We start from the raw sequence: 19610 nt of genomic DNA, 5'->3' as shown, positions 1-19610 counted from the left end.
GCTAAAACTCAAACTGATAGAGCAGATCAAGTGCCTGGTCTACGCCGGACACTGCTTCCAGATATAGCTTAGGCATCAGGCGATAGCGTAACGTGAGTGTTGCCAGTGAGTCAAAGATCCCCACACCATATTTTACCTGCAGACCCGGCAGTACATAGCCGCTGACCACCACCTGCGAGGAGTCACCCACGCCCTGGGTGTCCAGCGCCAGATTGCTTACGCCGAACGTCTCGCCGATTTTACCCACAACCTGCCCACTTTGTGCAACCCCCAGACCGACCAACATTGAGGTCATCGCCGCACTGTCGCTTTGTCCGCTGTCCAGACCTTGTCCGCGCAGCAGATAAGAGAGGGCTTCCTGCTGCGACATCGCCGGGTCGGAGAAGATCTCCGCCTTCGGTTCGTCGGCAGAGCCGGTGACGCGTACGCCAGCAATGACGTCGTTTTCCGTCGCTTCCGGGTTACGAATCGCTTCGATGTTCAACAGCGGTTGATCCGGTGGGCCGGAGAACAGCAGCTCGCCTTTACGGACAATCAGATCCTGACCATAGGCATGAAAACGCCCTTCAGGAATATTGATCTGCCCGTTGAGGCCAAGCCCTTGTTTATCCTGCGCCACTTTCAGGTCGCCCGTGAGCCTCGCCTTCAGCCCAAACGCATCCAACCGCACGTTATTTCCCACATGTACAATAAGGTTACTATTAATCGGTATGCCAGCGCTCTTCTCTTCGGCAGGTTTCAGATTTTCATTGAGCATAACTTCATCACTGGAGACGCCGACCGCGCTTTCCGGCACCTCGTGAACCACTATGCGCGCCCACGGCACGTCCACGCGGCCATCCAGGGTGAAGAGGCTTGGCGTCGCCTCAAAGACCACGTCCGGCGAGACGTCCAGGCGCACCATTGGCGGTACGGTGATGCGCACCTTACTGCCTTTCGCGGCAATACGGGCGCGCCAGTTGTCGAGCTGGCTCCAGTCCGCGTCGCCGCTCAGGTTGATTTGCCCCTGCTGAGTTAATACCGAGCCGTTCAGCGTCGAGCTCATGCCGTTGAAGTTCATCGCAATCTGGCTGGGCTGCATATCGAATGGCATAAAGTTACCGTCGATATCCACACCGCTGAGCCGCAGCTGACCGAACAGCTGAGGGCTTTGCGCGTTGCCCGCCAGACGCAGGTTGGCATTCACCATGCCCTCGGCTTTTTCCCCGCGGGCGAAGATCGGGTTGACCATCGCCAGGTTGAAGTTACGAATATTGACGTTGCCGCCCAGATTGCGCCGCCCCTGCGGATCGGTAATCTGTATCTGCCCGTCCATCTGGCCGTTGTTGGTCAGACGGATAAGCCACCCCAGCTCCGCACGGTTGTTATGCAGGTCTGCACTCACATTCAGGGTGTCGAAGGCCACCGGCAGCGGCGCGTCGTTCACCTCCTGCGTTACCTTCACGTTGCGCCCGGAAAGCGTGACGCTGCCCTGCGGCAGCCCCTCTTTGGTGGTATCCCAGGCGACATCGGCTTTCCCGCTGAAGACGCCGCTGGCCTGCGTGGTGTCCGGCATAAACGGTTTCAGCATCGCCAGATCGAAGCGGTTCAGGTTGATTTGCGCGCGCCCTTCCGCCCCCGCATCAATGGTCTGCGGCACGCACAGCTCCGCGTTCGGGTTGGTCCAGCAGTGAGGCCCGATGCTGATCTTCTGCTCGGCGTTGCGGTAGTCCAGCGCAATGGAGCGCGAGAGCGTCAGCGGCCCCACCGGGGTGTTGAAGCGGGTGTTGTCCAGCGTTCCTTTCCAGCGCGTTTCCTTCCGGTCGAAGCTGCCGGTCAGGTGAAGCTGGCCGGAGACGGGCTCGCCCTGCACGCGCAGCTGGAGGTCGTGCTGCTTCTCGTTCCCTTTGGCGTCCAGAGTCACCAGGCTAATGTTCACGTCCGGCTGGGAAATGCGCTCCACGCGCAGGTTCAGGTTGCCGCCGATCTGATCGGTGGATTTCACATCCCCTTCCACGCGGACGCGGGCAACGCTCAGCTCCTGCCAGCGCAGATTGTTGGCGGTGATATCTGCCAGCAGCTGCGGCGCGTCCACGGTGCCGCGCACTTTCAGGAGTCCTTTCGCCGTACCGCCCAGACCCGGCAGGGCGTTATCCAGATTCGGCGCGTCGATGGTGGCGTCAAGATTGAGATCTTTTACCCCCAGCTCGCCTTTGATATCCGCCATGTTGCGGCCCAGCGCCACGTGCAGTCCCGGGATAATCCACTGCAGGTAGCTGTTGCCCTTCACCGAGCCTTCAACGTTCACCTTGTTCTGCTTCACGTTCCCGGTGAGCTTGATTTCCGGCACGTCCATCTGCCACGTGCCGCCGTAGAGGCTGCCGCGGGTTTTGATCAGCCCGTCCAGCTTCGACGGCCAGTCCGGCACCTCTTTGGCGGTGTTAATTCCCGTCAGCTTCAGCTCGCCGCGCCAGCTGATCGCCTGCTGCCAGTCGAGCAGCGCAGTCAGTTCCGTTTTGCCTTCCAGCGCCGCGACGGTCAGCTTGTCGAGGTTAACCTGCTGTTCGTTGCCTTTTGCATCCAGCGTGATGGTCGCGGGCGGCACGCCCTGCCCCTTCACCGCAGTGCGGAACGAGAGCGTGTAGTCGGTCATCTTGCCGCTCAGCTTCAGCTTCAGATCGTCGGCCTGATACTGTTTTTCGCCGGTAAACGGCCAGTAAAGCTGCTTGCTGACAACCTCCAGATTGAGCGGCAGCCCGGCTTCCGCCAGCTGGGTTTGCGCGCGCAGGGCCATGTCTACCGGGCCGGAGAGATTCACCCCGATATCCAGCTTCTCGCGCAGCGCCCCGCCCACTTTAACCTTCACTTTTTCGCCCTTCAGCGGGTCGATATTCAGGGCGCTATTGAGGGTGATATCCACCGGCCAGCTGTCGCGCAGCAGGGCGTTGCCTGACGCGTTCACCGAGCCTTGGTTGGTATCGATATCCAGCGCGTCGAGCTTCATGTTGCCGTCAATACTGCTGACTTTCAGCAGCATGTTAAAGACCGTCAGATCGGTGTCGCCGGTCAGGCGCAGCTGTTCGCCTTTGAACTCCTCAATGTTGAGGTTCAGCGGCAGATGCACGTCGGTCATTTCAGGCAGGACAGGCTTCGAGAAGAGTTCTTTCAGCGTTTCGCCCAGCGGCTTCTCTTCCGGCTGCGGGTTCTGGATCTTCGGTTCGACGATCTCTTCCTGCGCCACGTCCGCCACTTTCGGCAGCGCGATCAGCAACCCCTGCAGCGAGGTTGGCGTCAGGGTGAGGTTTTTCTCCTGCCAGCGCAGGCCGGAGGTGAAATCCATCACCGAAACGGTGGTGTCGTCGATTTTGATATTGACGTTATCGAGCGCCACCCGATAGAGCGCAATCGGGTACGGCGTGGAGAGATTCAGCGGGCCGCTGTCCTCTTCCTCAACCGGCGCAGACTTCGGCATTTTCTTTGAGTCTATCGCCACGTTGACGTCTTTTAGCGACAGATCGTTCACGCAGAGCTTGCTGTCCCGCAGGCAGCCCAGCTTCACCGCGAGATGGAATTCCCCGGCGTTGACCGCCACGCCCGGCTGCTCGTAGCGGATGTTCTTCAGATGCAGGTCGCGCCAGCCGCCCGTTACCTGACCAATTTCCAGCCCCGGCACCCACCGGTTCGCGGCGTTAAACAGCAGATGCAGCCCGGTCGTCGTTCCCACCAGAAACGCCACCGTACCGAGCAGCAGCACGATAAAAATCAGCACCCCGAGGCTTATTTTCTTCCATAAACTCATAATTCAGGCCCCAGACCGATGTAAAACTGTAATCCGTGTTCATCTTTGTCGCCCACCGGCACGGCGAAGTCGAGCTTGATGGGCCCGACGGGTGATTGCCAGCGTACGCCCACGCCTGCACCGGTTTTGAAATCGCTGCGGCGGATATCGTTCACCGCTTCACCACCGTCAACAAACATGGCTCCCCACCACTTGCCGCTGACGTTGTACTGATACTCCAGCGATCCGGTCGCCAGTTTGGATGCCCCGGTCAGCTGGCCTTTTTCGTTTTCAGGTGAGATCGATTTGTACTTATACCCGCGAATGCTGCGGTCGCCCCCGGCGAAGAAGCGCAGGTCCGGCGGAACGCGCTCGAAATCCCCCGTCTCAATCCAGCCGAGATTGCCGCGCATTACAAAGCGGTGTTTGTCATACAGCGTGCGGATCCAGACGTTTTGCGCCTGCACCACCGTGAAGTCGACGTCAGAGCCCCACATCGTATTGGAGTAGTCGATAGAGTACCGCTGTGAATCACCCCAGGTTGGCATCAGGCCGCCGCGCGAGCGGGTACGGCTGATCATCACGCCCGGATAAAGCAGCATAGTGGTGTTGGTGACGTTTGCCTGGGTAAAGTGATCAAGGCTCCAGCGCAGGTTAATGGCGCGCTGCCAGCCGCTGGAGAGATCCCAGAAGCGTGAAACCGCAAGCGTTGTCGAGTCCTGCTCGGTATCGTTCAAATCGGTACGCTTAAAGCCGCCCTGCACCAGGTAATATTGCTCAAGCGGGTTTTTCAGCAGCGGAATTTTATAGCTGAAATCAAGCTGCTGTTCCGGTGCGGAAATGCTGGCGCTGGTGGTCAGGCTGTGGCCGTAGGAGTTCATCCACGGTTTTTTCCAGGAGGTCTTCACGCGCGGACCGACGTCTGTCGAGTAGCCAACACCGGTCTCAATGGTGTTCTCGGTGCGCGGCGAGACAACGCCGTGCAGCGGCAACACCTTGGTTTTGCGAGACTTATCAAATTCCGGTGCGACAACTACGGAGTTAAACCAGCCGGTAGCGGAGAGGCGACGGTTCAGCTCCGCAAGATCGCTCGACTGGTAGTAATCGCCTTTTTTAAACGGCACGAGGTTTTGCAGATATTCTTCACGAATTTGCGAACCTTCAAACGTTACATCGCCAAAGCGGTAGCGCTCACCGCTGTCGTAGTCAATATCCCAGAAGGCCTGACGTCGCTCCAGCGCGATGCCCAGCTGGCTTTTATTGAACTGGCTGTCGAAGTAGCCTTTGCGCAGAGAGACGCTCGTCAGCTCTTTTTTGAAGTGGTCGTAGTCACCGTGGTTGAGCACGGTGCCGATTTTCGGCCGCGTGCTGAGCAGGTCCAGGTAGTCGCGGTCGGTGCGCGCACCGCCGCGCAGGATGACGTTCGTGCCGCCAATCAGCACCGGCTCGCCCGGCGAGACGCGGGCAATAAGCACCTGACGCCCCTTCTTTGGCGGCGGGCGGAGATCGAAATCAATGGTGGGTTCGTAATACCCCAGCGCTTTTAGCCCTTCACGGATCGCGTCATCCACGCGCGCGCGAAAACGCCGGTCCGGCGTCACCTCATCGCTCTGGATGGTCGACAGCTGCGCACGCACGTTTTTTTCCAGCGTCCCGGATAACCCCTCAACCTGCAAACGGACATTCGCCGCGCTGGCAACCCCGCTTGTCAGCAATACACTGACTAAACATAACTGGCGGATTTTTGTCACGTTTTCTCCTGAATATCCCTTTTCCACCCTGGAAGCAAATGAAGCGCCGCCGTGCGGCAAAATACGGCCCGGAAGCCAAAAACCCAAATCGTGGGTTGAAAACGGGTGTAACACCCAAATATTTCTTATGATTAAATCTAGTCTCATTCAGCGCATTTATTGTGTTCAATTAAACGCTTCGTGACAACCTTAACCGAAACATCGCACCCCGGGAGGCCCCATCGTGAGTTTATTCGACAAGAAGCATCTGGTTTCACAAGCTGATGCATTACCGGGACGCAACACCCCTATGCCTATGGCGACCTTACACGCCGTCAATAACCATTCAATGACCAACGTTCCTGATGGAATGGAAATCGCCCTGTTCGCCATGGGCTGCTTCTGGGGCGTTGAGCGCCTCTTTTGGCAGCTGCCCGGCGTTTACAGCACCGCGGCCGGCTACACGGGCGGCTACACGCCAAACCCAACCTACCGCGAAGTCTGCTCCGGCGAAACCGGCCATGCGGAAGCGGTCCGCGTGGTATATGACCCGACGGTCATCAGCTACGAACAGCTCCTGCAGGTCTTTTGGGAGAATCATGACCCGGCGCAGGGCATGCGTCAGGGCAACGACCACGGCACACAGTATCGCTCGGCCATTTATCCGCTCACGCCTGAGCAGGACGCCGCCGCGCGCGCCAGCCTTGAGCGTTTCCAGCAGGCCATGCGTGAAGCAGGCGATACGCGCGAGGTGACCACGGAAATCGCCACCGCGAAGCCGTTCTACTATGCCGAGGACGATCATCAGCAGTATCTGCACAAAAACCCGTACGGCTACTGCGGCATCGGGGGCATCGGCGTCTGCCTGCCGCCACAGCTGGCCTGATTATTAACCGTTAAATCGTCACCCGTACCGGACAGCGCACGCTGTCCGGTCTGTTTTATGCCAAAAATGTGACCTCTGGCAGATTTACATCTCTTTACGCTATACTACCGCTGAAATAATCGGCTCAACGCTACGAGCTGACGTTCTACGTGTTTTCACACAAATGGTATCAACTCCCCTTCTGAGGATCTGGCGAGAAGCCGGATAAACTATGTTAAACAGTATTTTAGTAATACTTTGTCTTATTGCCGTCAGTGCATTTTTCTCGATATCTGAGATCTCGCTGGCCGCGTCCCGTAAAATCAAACTGAAGCTGCTTGCCGACGAGGGCAACATCAATGCCACCCGCATCCTGAAAATGCAGGAAAACCCCGGCATGTTCTTCACCGTGGTGCAGATTGGCCTTAACGCGGTCGCCATTCTCGGCGGTATCGTGGGCGATGCGGCCTTTTCTCCAGCGTTTTATAGCCTCTTTGTCAAATACATGTCCGCTGAGCTTGCCGAACAGCTGAGCTTTATTCTCTCCTTCTCGCTGGTAACCGGCCTGTTCATCCTCTTTGCAGACCTGACCCCGAAACGCATCGGTATGATTGCGCCAGAAGCTGTAGCTTTGCGTATCATCAACCCGATGCGCTTCTGTCTGTACGTGTTTCGTCCGCTGGTGTGGTTCTTCAACGGCCTGGCGAACGTGATTTTCCGCATCTTTAAGCTGCCAATGGTGCGTAAAGACGACATCACCTCTGACGACATTTATGCGGTGGTGGAAGCCGGCGCGCTGGCCGGAGTGCTGCGTAAGCAGGAACACGAGCTGATTGAGAACGTATTTGAACTGGAATCCCGTACCGTGCCCTCTTCCATGACGGGCCGCGAAAACATTATCTGGTTCGATTTACATGAAGATGAGCAGAGCCTGAAGAACAAAGTAGCGCAGCATCCTCACTCCAAGTTCCTGGTCTGTAATGAAGATATCGACCACATCATCGGTTACGTCGACTCCAAAGACCTGCTGAACCGCGTGCTGGCAAACCAGAGCCTGGCGCTGAACAGCGGCGTGCAGATCCGCAATACCCTGATTGTGCCGGACACCCTGACGCTCTCCGAAGCGCTGGAAAGTTTCAAAACCGCCGGGGAAGACTTCGCGGTGATCATGAATGAATACGCGCTGGTGGTGGGTATCATCACGCTGAACGACGTGATGACCACGCTGATGGGAGACCTGGTTGGCCAGGGACTGGAAGAGCAGATTGTTCAGCGTGACGATAATTCATGGCTGATCGACGGCGGTACGCCGATTGAAGACGTCATGCGCGTGCTGGATATCGACGAGTTCCCGCAGTCCGGTAACTACGAAACCATCGGCGGCTTTATGATGTTTATGCTGCGTAAAATCCCGAAACGCACCGACTCGGTGAAGTTCTCCGGCTACAAGTTTGAGGTGGTGGATATTGATAACTATCGCATCGACCAGCTGCTGGTGACGCGTATCGACAACAAGCCGACCGTACTGGTGCCGAAGCTGCCGGACGCGGAAGAGAAGGTGTCGGCGTAACGTACCTACCCCCACAAACATCAACGGCTCCCATCGGGAGCCGTCTTTTTAACTACCTACTGCATAGCACGTTGGTTAAGCCATCTCAGTTTGCAGACGCATAACCTGACGGTTGACTTCGGACATCACAGACAGGTGCTGTTTGTCCTTCACTTTTGGGACAAGGATCTTGCCCTTATCAAACTCAAAAGCGCCAACATCCTTGATATACAACCGTCCACGGAACAGGATCTTCACGTACTTCGCCACCTGAAGCGGGTTGTAGCGTTGGAAAATTTTCATTCTTGTATCTCCTGCGAATCATACGCTCTTGCGGTGCCACAATCGGCCCGACTGTCCTGAGCGCAAATTTTGATGCCCAATGACTATAGACCAGAACTACGGTGTTACCCAGTGTGCATAAGTTTATTTACCGTTTGATTACAATTATTCAGAATAATCTTTGCAAAGCGTGATAGAGAGCAGTATAAGCCGTCGTTTTTTCATGGATATGTGCGTTCACCCGCAAACTGGCACTCGGATTGCGGGAAAACCACATTGATCGCACTTATGATTAAAAGCGTATGACCAAGTGGTCGGATCACCTGCAAACAATAAGGAAACGCCATGACCCTACGTAACATCCTTGCGGCAGCCTGCCTGCTGCTGCCCCTGTGGGCTTCCGCTCACAGCATTGAAAAAGGACAACGTGTACCGCCAGTCGGCATTGCTGACCGGGGAGAATTGATTCTCGACAATGATAAGTTTAGCTATAAAGCCTGGAATAGCGCGCAGCTCGCGGGCAAAGTGAGAGTTGTACAACATATTGCCGGTCGTACATCCGCAAAAGAGAAGAATGCCAGCCTGGTGGAGGCGATCAAGGCCGCAAAATTCCCCCATGACCGCTACCAGACCACCACGATTGTGAACACCGATGATGCCATTCCGGGCTCCGGGATGTTTGTGCGCTCAAGCCTTGAGAGCAATAAAAAGCTCTACCCGTGGTCCCAGTTTATCGTCGACAGCAACGGCGTGACGCGTAAGGCCTGGCAGCTTGAGGAAGAGAGCTCCGCGATTGTAGTGCTGGATAAGGACGGCCGCGTGCAGTGGGTGAAAGACGGCGCGTTAACTCAGGAAGAGGTGCAGCAGGTTGTCGCCCTGCTGCACAAACTGCTGGCTCAGTAAAGAGAGACGCGGAAGCCGGGGTTGAGGAATGATTCGCGCGGGGTGTAGTCCAGCGGCTTGCCCTGCCAGTCATGGACATGCGCCCCGGCGGCCGCGGCAACGGCATGGCCTGCCGCGGTATCCCAGACGTTAGTTGGCCCAAAGCGCGGATACAGCTGCGCCTGACCTTCCGCCACCAGGCAGAATTTCAGCGACGAGCCAATCGAGGTGGTCTGGTGTTCACCCAGCTGTTGCAGGTATTCCTCCAGCTCGCTGTCGCTGTGCGAGCGGCTAATCACCACCAGCGGTGGACGGGCATCGCGCACCTGGATTTGCTTGCGTACGCCGCACTCCTCCTTCCAGGCTTTCCCTTCAGCGGCGCTGTACATCACCTTCATTACCGGCGCGTAGACCACGCCGAGCACCGCTTTACCCTTCTCAATCAGGGCAATATTGACGGTGAACTCACCGTTGCGCTTGATGAACTCTTTTGTCCCGTCCAGCGGATCGACCAGCCAGTAGCGCTGCCAGTGCTGGCGCTCGTCCCAGCTTTGCGGCGCTTCTTCAGACAGAACGGGGATATCCGGCGTTAAGGCCTGCAGACCTTGCAGGATCACCTTATGCGCCGCGATATCGGCCGCCGTGACCGGGGAGTCGTCCGCCTTGCTGACGACCTCCATCGGTTTAACACCGTCATACACCTGCATGATGGCATCTCCCGCATCCCGTGCGAGCTGACAAATCTTATCTAGCATTTTCCACCTCTTTGTTAACGCAGTGAGGTTAACTCTTTGTTTTAGTTATATCGTAATGTGAACAATTCCGCTATCTGTGAAGCAATTCCGGTTTCAGGTCGCTTTTTTCTGTCAGGATTCACATTTCTGTAAGCAACAAACGATAGATACATACTCTTTTGTGGAACGGATCGAAAAAAGGACTCCTCTGATGATTAAGTTTAGTGCAACGCTTCTGGCGACGCTGATTGCAGCGAGCGTGCAGGCGGCGACGGTAGATCTGCGTATTCTGGAAACGACCGATCTGCACAGCAATATGATGGACTTCGATTACTACAAAGATACCCCTACGGAAAAATTCGGACTGGTACGTACAGCAAGTTTGATCAACGCCGCGCGGGGTGAAGTCAAAAATAGCGTGCTGGTGGACAACGGCGATCTCATTCAGGGCAGCCCGCTCGGCGACTACATGGCGGCAAAAGGTCTGAAGAAAGGCGAGATCCATCCCGTTTATAAAGCGATGAACACGCTGGACTATGCCGTCGGCAACCTGGGCAACCACGAATTTAACTACGGCCTGAAATACCTGCACGATGCGCTGGCCGGCGCGAAGTTCCCGTACGTTAACGCTAATATCATCGACGTTAAGACGCAAAAGCCGCTCTTTACCCCTTACCTGATTAAAGAGAGTGAAGTTGTCGATCGGGACGGTAAAAAGCAGACGCTGAAAATCGGCTATATCGGCTTCGTACCGCCGCAGATCATGACCTGGGATAAAGCCAACCTCGACGGCAAAGTGACCGTTAATGACATTACCGAAACCGCGCGCAAGTACGTGCCGGAAATGCGCGCGAAAGGCGCGGATCTGGTGGTGATTGTCGCCCACTCGGGTCTCTCCGCCGATCCGTATCAGGCCATGGCGGAGAACTCCGTTTACTATCTGAGCGAAGTCCCGGGCGTTGACGCGATCCTGTTCGGCCACGCTCACGCCGTTTTCCCGGGCAAAGACTTTGCCAGCATTAAAGGGGCGGATATCGAGAAAGGGACGCTCAACGGCGTACCGTCGGTGATGCCGGGCATGTGGGGCGACCACCTTGGCGTGGTGGATCTGGTGCTAAATAACGACAGCGGCAGCTGGAAGGTGACGCAGTCAAAAGCCGAAGCGCGCCCAATTTACGACGCGGCGGCTAAAAAATCCCTGGCCGCGGAAGATAAAAAGCTGGTCGACGTGCTGAAGCACGACCACGACGCCACCCGCGAATTCGTCAGCAAGCCGATCGGCAAATCCGCCGACAATATGTACAGCTTCCTGGCACTGGTGCAGGACGATCCGACCGTTCAGGTAGTCAACATGGCCCAGAAAGCCTATGCCGAACACTTTGTTCAGGGCGATCCGGATCTGGCAAAACTGCCGGTGCTGTCTGCCGCTGCGCCATTCAAAGTGGGCGGACGCAAGAACGACCCGGCAAGCTATGTTGAGGTCGAAAAAGGCCAGCTCACCTTCCGTAACGCCGCCGATCTCTATCTCTACCCGAATACCCTGGTGGTGGTTAAAGCCACGGGGAAAGAGGTGAAGGAGTGGCTGGAATGCTCCGCCGGGCAGTTTAACCAGATCGACCCGAAGAGCAGTAAACCACAGCCGCTGATTAACTGGGATGGCTTCCGCACCTACAACTTCGACGTGATCGACGGCGTAAATTACCAGATTGACGTCACCCAGCCGGCGAAATATGACGGCGAGTGCCAGGCGATTAATCCGCAGGCCGAACGCATCAAAAACCTGACGTTCAACGGCAAGGCGATCGACCCGAATGCCACCTTCCTGGTGGTGACCAATAACTACCGCGCCTACGGCGGTAAGTTTGCCGGTACGGGCGATAGCCACATCGCTTTTGCCTCACCGGACGAAAACCGCTCGGTGCTGGCGGCGTGGATCGGCGCGGAGTCGAAGAAGGCGGGCGAAATTCACCCGGCGGTGGATAACAACTGGCGTCTTGCGCCAATCCACAGCGATGCGAAACTGGATATCCGCTTTGAAACGTCACCGTCCGATAAAGCAGCCGCGTTTATTAAGGATAAGGCGCAGTATCCGATGAAGAAGGTTGCGACGGATGATATCGGGTTCGCGATTTATCAGGTGGATTTGAGCAGGTAGCGGTGATTGTGCCGGGTAAGGCGAAACCGCCACCCGGCTTTTACGCCGCACGCTCATCCCGATTCGCCATCACCTTCGGCGTATTGACTTCAATCCAGTCCGCCAGCGCGGCGACTTTCTCGCTCACCTCAATGCCCATCGGTGTCAGGCTATACTCGACGTGCGGCGGCACGACCGGATACGACACGCGATCGACAAACCCGTCCTGCTCCAGTGCCTGAAGCGACTGGGACAGCATCTTTTCGCTCACCCCGCCCATTTTATGGCGCAGCTCGCTAAAACGGTGCGTTCCTCCGCGCAGAGCCAGCAGGATCAGCACGCCCCAGCGGCTGGTAACGTGTTTAAGCACCTCCCGTGAAGGGCACTGTTCCGCGAAGAGATTGCCATCGCGCATTTGCTCGCTGAGCGTTGGGATCGTTTTTTTCATACTTACCTTTTTGTACGTACTTACTAAAAGTTAGCTATGGTGATAGTGTGCCACAACACCAGACAAACACGAAGGAGATTTATCATGATCGCGATTACCGGCGCTACCGGCCAGCTTGGCCAGCACGTTATTGAAGAACTGCTGAAAACCGTTCCAGCAAACCAGATTGTTGCCATTGTTCGTAACCCGGCGAAAGCTGAAGCGTTAAGCAACCAGGGTATTGTGGTTCGTCAGGCGGATTACACCGATGAAGCCGCCTTTACTGCCGCGCTGAGCGGCGTGGAAAAGCTGCTGCTCATCTCCTCCAGCGAAGTGGGCCAGCGCGCGACCCAGCACCAGAACGTAATCAACGCCGCCAAAGCGGCAGGCGTGAAATTTATCGCCTACACCAGCCTGCTGCACGCGGATAAATCACCGCTGGGTCTGCACGTTGAACATGTCGAAACCGAGAAAGCGCTGGCAGAATCTGGCGTGCCATACGCCCTGCTGCGCAACGGCTGGTACACCGAAAACTACCTGGCGAGCGCGCCGCCTGCGCTGGAACACGGCGTATTCATTGGTGCCGCAGGCGAAGGCAAAATTGCCTCTGCCACCCGCGCAGACTATGCCGCGGCGGCCGCCAAAGTGATCGCTGAAGAGGGTCATGCGGGCAAGGTATACGAACTGGCAGGCGACCACGGCTGGACATTGAGCGAGCTGGCGGCGGAACTGAGCAAGCAGAGCGGTAAACCAGTAGCGTATCAAAACCTGAGCGAAGCGGACTTTGCAGCCGCATTGAAGAGCGTGGGTTTACCCGCCGGGCTGGCGGATATGCTGGCGGACTCCGACGTGGGCGCGTCCAAAGGCGGCCTGTTTGACGACAGCCGTACCCTGAGCAAGCTGATTGGCCGCCCGACTACACCGCTGGCGGAGAGCGTCAAAGCCATTCTGTAATTGTTACGGATTGGTTATTTTTTGTGGCATCCCCTCGGGTCATCTCTGATAATGAAGCGATGACCCAGAGGAGGCTCACCGTGCAAGGCGTACCGGAACAGTTTATTGATGAGAGAGACAGCGCGCGCTTTCGCCACCTGGCGCAGCTGCCGGGCCTTGAACTCTATCACGCGCATATCTCTGACTACGCCTTTGAGCCTCACACCCATGAAGCCTTCGGCATCGGCACCATCGAAACCGGCGCCGAACGCTTTCGCTATCGCGGCACCCAGCATCTCGCACCTGAAAAATCCGTTGTTACCATGAACCCGGACGAGATCCATACCGGGGAGTCCGCCACCGAAGACGGCTGGCGCTACCGGATGGTCTACATCGAACCCGATCTTCTGGAAGAGGTAACCGGCCTGCGCCACTGGTGGTTCAGCGACGTAACCCGTTACGACCCGCAGCGCTCTCAGCAGATCGGCAGGCTAATTTACGGCCTGTGGCATACGGACGATCCGCTGGCGCAAAAAGGCTTATTGCTGGATCTGATCGAGACTTTTCAGCCGCTAGCCCATCACGCGCCGGTGGTTCAGGAAGGCGCACACCGTTTCGAGCGCGTGCGCGAGTATTTGCACGACAACTATATGCACGCCCTGACGCTGGACGAACTGGCGAACGTTGTCTCGCTCAGCCCGTACCATTTCCAGCGACAGTTCAAAGCCCATTTTCACGTTACGCCGCACCAGATGTTGATGGCCATCCGCCTGTGGCGCGCCAAGGCGTTTCTCACCCACGGTATGCCCGCCGCCGAAGTCGCCGCCGCAACGGGGCTGACCGACCAGTCGCATTTAACCCGCGCCTTCACCCGCCGCTACGGCATTACACCCGTGCGCTACCAGAAACAGGTCACCCGGCGCTAATGCGCAATCTCATACAATACGCGCGCGTTTCCCCCTTCTAGACTGAGTGCAGAGTAAATCAATGTGGATGGAAAAATGATTAGCGGCGTGTTGTATGCCCTGCTTGCAGGTCTGATGTGGGGGCTGATCTTTGTCGGCCCTCTGATCGTGCCGGAATACCCGGCGATATTGCAGTCTACCGGACGTTATCTGGCGCTCGGGCTGATTGCTCTTCCTCTGGCATGGCTGGGGCGTACACGCTTGCGACAGCTCAGCCGTCAGGACTGGGGCACCGCGCTGGCGCTGACCATGATGGGCAATCTCATCTATTACGTCTGCCTGGCAAGCGCCATTCAGCGAACCGGTGCCCCGGTGTCGACCATGATTATCGGCACGCTGCCGGTGGTCATCCCCATCTTCGCGAATCTGCTCTATAGTCATCGGGACGGCAAGCTGGCGTGGTCGAAAATGATACCCGCCCTGGCCTGCACCGCCGTGGGGCTGGTGTGCGTCAATATCGCCGAGCTGCGCCACGGCCTGGCAGACTTCAGCTTATGGCGTTACGGTTCAGGGATCGTTTTAGCGTTCATCTCGGTCGCGTGCTGGGCCTGGTACGCCCTGCGCAATGCGCGCTGGCTGCGGGAGAACCCGGACAAACACCCGATGATGTGGGCAACGGCGCAGGCGCTGGTCACGCTCCCCGTCTCGTTAGTGGGGTATGCCGGCGCATGCCTCTGGCTGGGTCATCAGCAGCCGGAATTTGCCCAGCCCTTCGGGCCAAGACCCTGGGTCTTTATTGGGCTTAATGGTTGCGATTGCGGTGCTGTGCTCCTGGGTGGGCGCGCTGTGCTGGAACATTGCCAGCCAGAAGCTGCCGACGGTGATCTTAGGGCCGCTGATTGTGTTCGAAACCCTGGCCGGGCTGCTGTACACCTTCCTGATGCGCCAGAGCGTGCCGCCGCTGTTAACGGCCTGCGGGATCGCGCTGCTGGTGGTGGGGGTGGTGATGGCGGTAAGAGCGAAGCCGGAAAAACCGAGGGTTGTTCCGGCTTCGGAGGTATGATTTTGCCGGGTGGCGGCTACGCCTTACCCGGCATGATGTTAAAACGTTTCCCAGTTCGCTTCAGACGCCGTCGCTGCTGGCTGCGCTTTTGGCACATAGGTTTTCACCGGTGCCGCTTTGACCGCCTGATTACGCGTTATTTTGAACACTGCTACCGCTTCGTTCAGGCGTGCGGCCTGATCTTCCAGCGCCGCCGCTGCCGCCGCAGACTCCTCCACCAGCGAGGCGTTCTGCTGGGTCACGCGGTCCATCTCGGCTACCGCCTGACCAACCTGGTCGATACCGCGGCTCTGCTCGTCAGAGGCAGAGGCAATTTCGCCCATGATGTCGGTCACGCGGGTAACCGCGTTAACGATTTCCGCCATCGTCGCGCCCGCTTCGTTCACCAGCTGAGAACCCGCGTTCACGCGCTCGCCGGAATCATCGATCAGCGCCTTAATCTCTTTCGCCGCCTGGGCGCTGCGCTGGGCAAGCGTGCGTACTTCTCCTGCAACCACCGCAAAGCCACGGCCCTGCTCACCCGCACGCGCCGCTTCCACCGCCGCGTTCAGCGCCAGAATGTTGGTCTGGAAGGCAATGCCGTCGATAACGTTAGTAATTTGCGCGATTTTGCTGGAGCTGGTGGCGATCTCGTCCATGGTGCGCACCACGCCTTCCACCACGTTACCGCCCTTCTTCGCGGTTGAAGAGGCATCCAGCGCCAGACGAGACGCCTGACGCGCGTTATCGGCGTTCTGCTTCACGGTGGCGGTCAGCTGTTCCATGCTGGCTGCCGTCTCTTCCAGAGACGCGGCCTGCTGCTCGGTACGAGAAGAGAGGTCGTTGCTGCCCGCCGAGATTTCACCCGCACCGGTATAGATGGTGTCTGCGCCTTCACGCACCACGCCCACGGTGTTCGCCAGCGAGGTTTGCATCTCCTGCACGTTGCGCGCCAGGATAGCCATTTCGTTTTTGCCTTCAGCCTGAATCGGCTGGGTTAAATCCCCTGCCGCGATGGCGCGGATATGGTTGATCACCTCTTCCAGCGGCAGCAGCAGCACCCGGCGCATGGCGATCCAGCTGGAGATAATCACCGCAATGACGAGGATCATGACGGCAGAAAGGATCCACAGGATGCGCTTGTAGTCGCTTTCGTTATCCTGAATGCCTTTACTGGTGAGCGCAGCCTGCGCCTCGCGCCACTCGCGATAGACCTTTTGCATTGCCGTCTGCTTCTGTTCTGCATTCTGCTTGAACATATCTTCCAGGTTGCCCTGGCCCAGCAGAACGTTCATTTGCGTCAACGTGGCGGAGTAGATGCGGTACTGCTCTTCCAGCCGATCGGCCAGGTTCTCATCCAGACCCGGGGTATTCGGCAGGGCGTAGTATTTGTCGTAATGGACCTGTGCATTGGCCAGCAGATTTTTCGCGGTGTTAACCAGCTCGTTCAGCTGTCCGCCGTTAATCTGAGAGGCCATGCTGCTTTGCAGACGCAGCATCCCGCGGTTTAGCGTGACGCGCGCCTGGTTCAGGCTGATCCAGGCGTCGGTAAATTCCGCCACGTTCTGGCTGGAAAGCTGCGACACGGTGAAGTTGTCTTTATCGTTATTCAGCGCGTTGATAAAGATACCCGCGGAAATCACTTGCATGATGCCGAGCACAAGCAGCACCGAAATAAGAAGAGTAATGACTTTTATACGTTTAAACATGCGTTGCCTTTGTTATATGCAGGTTTGTCTGACGTGTATCTATCGGCACGCGCGGCGGGTTGTTTACTGTTTCTCCACCTTTAAAAACTTTCTAAACCACTTTCCTAAATCCATTCAGGGAGTTAAACGGGACATTTTTTTGTGATCCGTGTCGCACTTTCTCCCTTCCCTCTAAAGGGTTATAGCGCCGCCTTAAAGATGCATTTAATATGCATCTTATATTCTTGATGACGAGGTAACTGCTATGGCCTTTCGCGACCACCCCCTCGGCGAGCTGGCGCTCTCCATCCCTCGCGCTTCCGCGCTGTTCCGTAAATACGATATGGATTACTGCTGCGGCGGTAAGCAAACGCTGGCGCGAGCGGCCTCGCGCAAGGAACTGGACGTGGAGGCTATCGAAGCGGAGCTGGCGCTGCTGGCCGAACAGCCTGTTGAAAAAGACTGGCGCACCGCCCCGCTCACGGAAATCATCGACCATATCATCGTGCGTTACCACGACCGCCACCGTGAACAGCTGCCTGAGCTGATCCTGCAGGCAACGAAAGTTGAGCGCGTACATGCCGACAAGCCTTCCGTGCCGCGCGGTCTGGCAAAATACCTGACCATGCTGCATGAAGAGCTTTCCAGCCACATGATGAAAGAAGAGCAGATCCTCTTCCCGATGATTAAACAGGGAATGGGAAGCCAGGCGATGGGGCCTATCAGCGTAATGGAAAGCGAGCACGATGACGCGGGCGAACTGCTGGATGTGATCAAACACACCACTAACAACGTCACGCCGCCGCCGGAAGCGTGCACCACCTGGAAAGCGATGTACAACGGCATTAACGAGATGATTGACGATCTGATGGAGCACATCAGTCTTGAGAATAACGTGCTGTTCCCGCGGGCATTGGCGGGGGAATAAAAAAGCCCGGTGGCGCTAGCGCTTACCGGGCCTACAACGTCCTCGAACATAGGCCGGGTAAGCGTCAGCGCCACCCGGCAATATGCTTAACGCATGCCTGCCATCCGTTTCTTACCGATAAACAGCCAGCCCAGCCCCAGCGCGATAAACCACAGCGGCGTGACGATCAGCGCCTGACGGGTGTCATCTTCGAGCGTCAGCAGCACCAGCACGAACACGAAGAACGCCATGCACACCCAGCACATCAGCTTGCCCAGCGGCATCTTGTAGATCGACTTCTCATGCAGGTGCGGACGCTGTTTGCGGTACACGAGGTACGAGCACAGGATAATGGTCCAGACGAACATGAACAGGATCGCCGACACCGTGGTGATCATAGTAAACGCGCCAATTACGCTTGGGTTTACGTAGAGCATCACCACGCCACCCAGCAGGCACATGCAGGAGAAGGTCAGCCCTTTCGCCGGTACCGCACGTTTAGAGAGTTTCGCAAAGGCGCTCGGCGCTACGCCCTCCTGCGCCAGACCAAACAGCATACGGCTGGTTGAGAACACGCCGCTGTTCGCAGACGATGCCGCAGAGGTCAGCACCACGAAGTTAATCAGGCTCGCCGCAGCAGGCAGCCCTACCAGCACGAACAGCTCAACGAACGGGCTCTTGCTGGGCACCACGGAGCTCCACGGCGTCACGGACATAATGATGATCAGCGCGAAGACGTAGAACATGATGATACGCACCGGTATGGAGTTGATGGCGCGCGGCAGGGACTTCTCCGGATCTTTGGTTTCCGCAGCGGTCGTTCCGACAAGCTCAATCCCCACAAACGCAAACACCGCAATCTGGAAGCCCGCAAAGAAGCCGCTGATGCCTTTCGGGAACCAGCCGCCGTCATTCCACAGATGGGTGAAGGACGCCTGAACGCCCGTTGGCGACTGGAAGTGCGTCAGGACCATCACCAGGCCCACCACAATCAGCCCTACGATAGCGACAATCTTGATCATCGCGAACCAGAACTCCATCTCACCGAACATTTTCACGGTGGCAAGGTTCAGGCTCAGCAGCAGAATAATTACCGCCAGCGAGGCGACCCAGTCCGACAGCCCCGGGAACCAGAACTGCGCGTAAGCGGTAATCGCCACGACGTCCGCCATGCCGGTGACCACCCAGCAGAACCAGTAGGTCCAGCCGGTAAAGTAGCCCGCCCACGGGCCGAGCAGGTCCGACGCGAAGTCGCTGAAGGATTTGTATTCGAGGTTCGAGAGCAGCAATTCACCCATTGCGCGCATCACGAAGAAGAGCATAAAACCGATGATCATATAAACGAAGATGATCGACGGCCCGGCAAGACTGATGGTTTTGCCGGACCCCATAAACAGCCCGGTGCCGATGGCACCGCCGATGGCGATAAGCTGTATATGACGGTTTGTGAGATTGCGCCGTAGCGACTGTTCAGACGTCGCCTCTTCTGCAGCGGCGACTTTGACCTGATCTACCATGTAATTTTTCCTGTTTATGCCTGTCTGTGTTGTTAAGGCTCTTCTGGCCTTTAAAAACGTCAAATAAATGACGGTCCCTTCGTAAGGGTTTATCGATATTAGGTAAGAATCGGCGGGATGAATACTATGATTTAGATATTATGTTAATAATATGTTGAAAGTGAGTGTCATATCACTCATACAGCGCGAAACAGCTCACAAAAATACACGCAACAGTTTCGTTTGCAAGATAAAATGTTGATTCCGTCGTAACTATGG

Annotated in this window: 14 protein-coding genes and 1 pseudogene; 8 read left to right on the top strand and 7 right to left on the bottom strand. The window is 56.9% G+C overall.

Features of this window, described 5'->3' with window-relative positions:
• Nucleotide 1: 1 nt before the first annotated feature.
• Nucleotides 2-3778 carry an autotransporter assembly complex protein TamB gene (tamB, locus tag DG357_RS02345; RefSeq protein ID WP_088204687.1) on the bottom strand — a complete coding sequence of 1259 codons (3777 nt, stop codon included), beginning with the start codon at nucleotides 3776-3778 and terminating at the stop codon, nucleotides 2-4.
• Complete coding sequence (gene tamA / locus DG357_RS02340) at nucleotides 3775-5508, bottom strand: autotransporter assembly complex protein TamA (protein WP_045259622.1); 1734 nt, start codon at nucleotides 5506-5508, stop codon at nucleotides 3775-3777. Before tamA ends, tamB begins: the two co-directional genes overlap by 4 nt.
• 223 nt (nucleotides 5509-5731) lie before the next feature.
• Here tamA and msrA point away from each other — a divergent pair, with 223 nt between their 5' ends.
• Nucleotides 5732-6373, top strand: a complete 642-nt coding sequence (gene msrA, locus DG357_RS02335; protein ID WP_088204688.1) for a peptide-methionine (S)-S-oxide reductase MsrA — start codon at nucleotides 5732-5734, stop codon at nucleotides 6371-6373.
• 211 nt (nucleotides 6374-6584) lie between these two features.
• Nucleotides 6585-7922, top strand: coding sequence for a hemolysin family protein (locus DG357_RS02330; RefSeq protein WP_028015283.1), 1338 nt, complete (start codon nucleotides 6585-6587; stop codon nucleotides 7920-7922).
• Between the two features lie 75 nt (nucleotides 7923-7997).
• Here the strand turns inward: DG357_RS02330 and DG357_RS02325 are convergent, their stop codons facing one another.
• Entirely contained in the window at nucleotides 7998-8204 is a 207-nt protein-coding gene (locus tag DG357_RS02325; RefSeq protein ID WP_008501430.1) for a DUF1107 domain-containing protein, read from the bottom strand.
• 324 nt (nucleotides 8205-8528) lie between these two features.
• Between DG357_RS02325 and DG357_RS02320 the strand changes: the two genes are divergently transcribed.
• Nucleotides 8529-9086 carry a YtfJ family protein gene (locus tag DG357_RS02320; RefSeq protein ID WP_028015282.1) on the top strand — a complete coding sequence of 186 codons (558 nt, stop codon included), beginning with the start codon at nucleotides 8529-8531 and terminating at the stop codon, nucleotides 9084-9086.
• Here DG357_RS02320 and cysQ read toward each other — a convergent pair.
• Nucleotides 9080-9820, bottom strand: coding sequence for a 3'(2'),5'-bisphosphate nucleotidase CysQ (gene cysQ / locus DG357_RS02315; RefSeq protein ID WP_028015281.1), 741 nt, complete (start codon nucleotides 9818-9820; stop codon nucleotides 9080-9082). The genes DG357_RS02320 and cysQ overlap by 7 nt on opposite strands.
• 190 nt (nucleotides 9821-10010) lie before the next feature.
• Here cysQ and DG357_RS02310 point away from each other — a divergent pair, with 190 nt between their 5' ends.
• Nucleotides 10011-11954, top strand: a complete 1944-nt coding sequence (locus DG357_RS02310) for a bifunctional 2',3'-cyclic-nucleotide 2'-phosphodiesterase/3'-nucleotidase (protein ID WP_047366991.1) — start codon at nucleotides 10011-10013, stop codon at nucleotides 11952-11954.
• Nucleotides 11955-11994: 40 nt separating this feature from the next.
• On the opposite strand, the gene DG357_RS02305 is transcribed toward DG357_RS02310, so the two are convergent.
• Nucleotides 11995-12381 carry a winged helix-turn-helix transcriptional regulator gene (locus DG357_RS02305; RefSeq protein WP_028015279.1) on the bottom strand — a complete coding sequence of 129 codons (387 nt, stop codon included), beginning with the start codon at nucleotides 12379-12381 and terminating at the stop codon, nucleotides 11995-11997.
• Between the two features lie 84 nt (nucleotides 12382-12465).
• Between DG357_RS02305 and DG357_RS02300 the strand changes: the two genes are divergently transcribed.
• From DG357_RS02300 to DG357_RS02290, 3 genes and pseudogenes are all read left to right on the top strand, one after another.
• Nucleotides 12466-13314, top strand: coding sequence for an SDR family oxidoreductase (locus tag DG357_RS02300; protein WP_028015278.1), 849 nt, complete (start codon nucleotides 12466-12468; stop codon nucleotides 13312-13314).
• An 80-nt stretch (nucleotides 13315-13394) separates the two neighbouring features.
• Entirely contained in the window at nucleotides 13395-14219 is an 825-nt protein-coding gene (locus tag DG357_RS02295) for an AraC family transcriptional regulator (protein WP_047366988.1), read from the top strand.
• 75 nt (nucleotides 14220-14294) lie between these two features.
• A pseudogene (locus DG357_RS02290) lies at nucleotides 14295-15261 on the top strand (DMT family transporter).
• Nucleotides 15262-15299: 38 nt separating this feature from the next.
• Here the strand turns inward: DG357_RS02290 and DG357_RS02285 are convergent.
• Nucleotides 15300-16949 carry a methyl-accepting chemotaxis protein gene (locus DG357_RS02285; RefSeq protein ID WP_045259627.1) on the bottom strand — a complete coding sequence of 550 codons (1650 nt, stop codon included), beginning with the start codon at nucleotides 16947-16949 and terminating at the stop codon, nucleotides 15300-15302.
• Nucleotides 16950-17193: 244 nt separating this feature from the next.
• Between DG357_RS02285 and ytfE the strand changes: the two genes are divergently transcribed.
• Nucleotides 17194-17856, top strand: coding sequence for an iron-sulfur cluster repair protein YtfE (ytfE, locus tag DG357_RS02280; RefSeq protein ID WP_047366985.1), 663 nt, complete (start codon nucleotides 17194-17196; stop codon nucleotides 17854-17856).
• 86 nt (nucleotides 17857-17942) lie between these two features.
• On the opposite strand, the gene cycA is transcribed toward ytfE, so the two are convergent.
• Nucleotides 17943-19352 carry a D-serine/D-alanine/glycine transporter gene (gene cycA / locus DG357_RS02275; protein WP_041911474.1) on the bottom strand — a complete coding sequence of 470 codons (1410 nt, stop codon included), beginning with the start codon at nucleotides 19350-19352 and terminating at the stop codon, nucleotides 17943-17945.
• Nucleotides 19353-19610 lie beyond the last annotated feature (258 nt).

Origin of the sequence: Enterobacter bugandensis, assembly GCF_900324475.1 — a bacterium.
Lineage (GTDB): Bacteria > Pseudomonadota > Gammaproteobacteria > Enterobacterales > Enterobacteriaceae > Enterobacter > Enterobacter bugandensis.
The sequence above is the reverse complement of the archived record's forward strand: the minus strand, read 5'-3'. Positions and strand labels throughout refer to the sequence as shown.

Coding starts and splice junctions, on each gene's coding strand:
- tamB (WP_088204687.1), bottom strand. CDS start 3,778: ATGAGTTTATGGAAGAAAATAAGCCTCGGGGTGCTGATTTTTATCGTG.
- DG357_RS02330 (WP_028015283.1), top strand. CDS start 6,585: ATGTTAAACAGTATTTTAGTAATACTTTGTCTTATTGCCGTCAGTGCA.
- DG357_RS02325 (WP_008501430.1), bottom strand. CDS start 8,204: ATGAAAATTTTCCAACGCTACAACCCGCTTCAGGTGGCGAAGTACGTG.
- DG357_RS02320 (WP_028015282.1), top strand. CDS start 8,529: ATGACCCTACGTAACATCCTTGCGGCAGCCTGCCTGCTGCTGCCCCTG.
- cysQ (WP_028015281.1), bottom strand. CDS start 9,820: ATGCTAGATAAGATTTGTCAGCTCGCACGGGATGCGGGAGATGCCATC.
- DG357_RS02310 (WP_047366991.1), top strand. CDS start 10,011: ATGATTAAGTTTAGTGCAACGCTTCTGGCGACGCTGATTGCAGCGAGC.
- DG357_RS02305 (WP_028015279.1), bottom strand. CDS start 12,381: ATGAAAAAAACGATCCCAACGCTCAGCGAGCAAATGCGCGATGGCAAT.
- DG357_RS02300 (WP_028015278.1), top strand. CDS start 12,466: ATGATCGCGATTACCGGCGCTACCGGCCAGCTTGGCCAGCACGTTATT.
- DG357_RS02285 (WP_045259627.1), bottom strand. CDS start 16,949: ATGTTTAAACGTATAAAAGTCATTACTCTTCTTATTTCGGTGCTGCTT.
- ytfE (WP_047366985.1), top strand. CDS start 17,194: ATGGCCTTTCGCGACCACCCCCTCGGCGAGCTGGCGCTCTCCATCCCT.
- cycA (WP_041911474.1), bottom strand. CDS start 19,352: ATGGTAGATCAGGTCAAAGTCGCCGCTGCAGAAGAGGCGACGTCTGAA.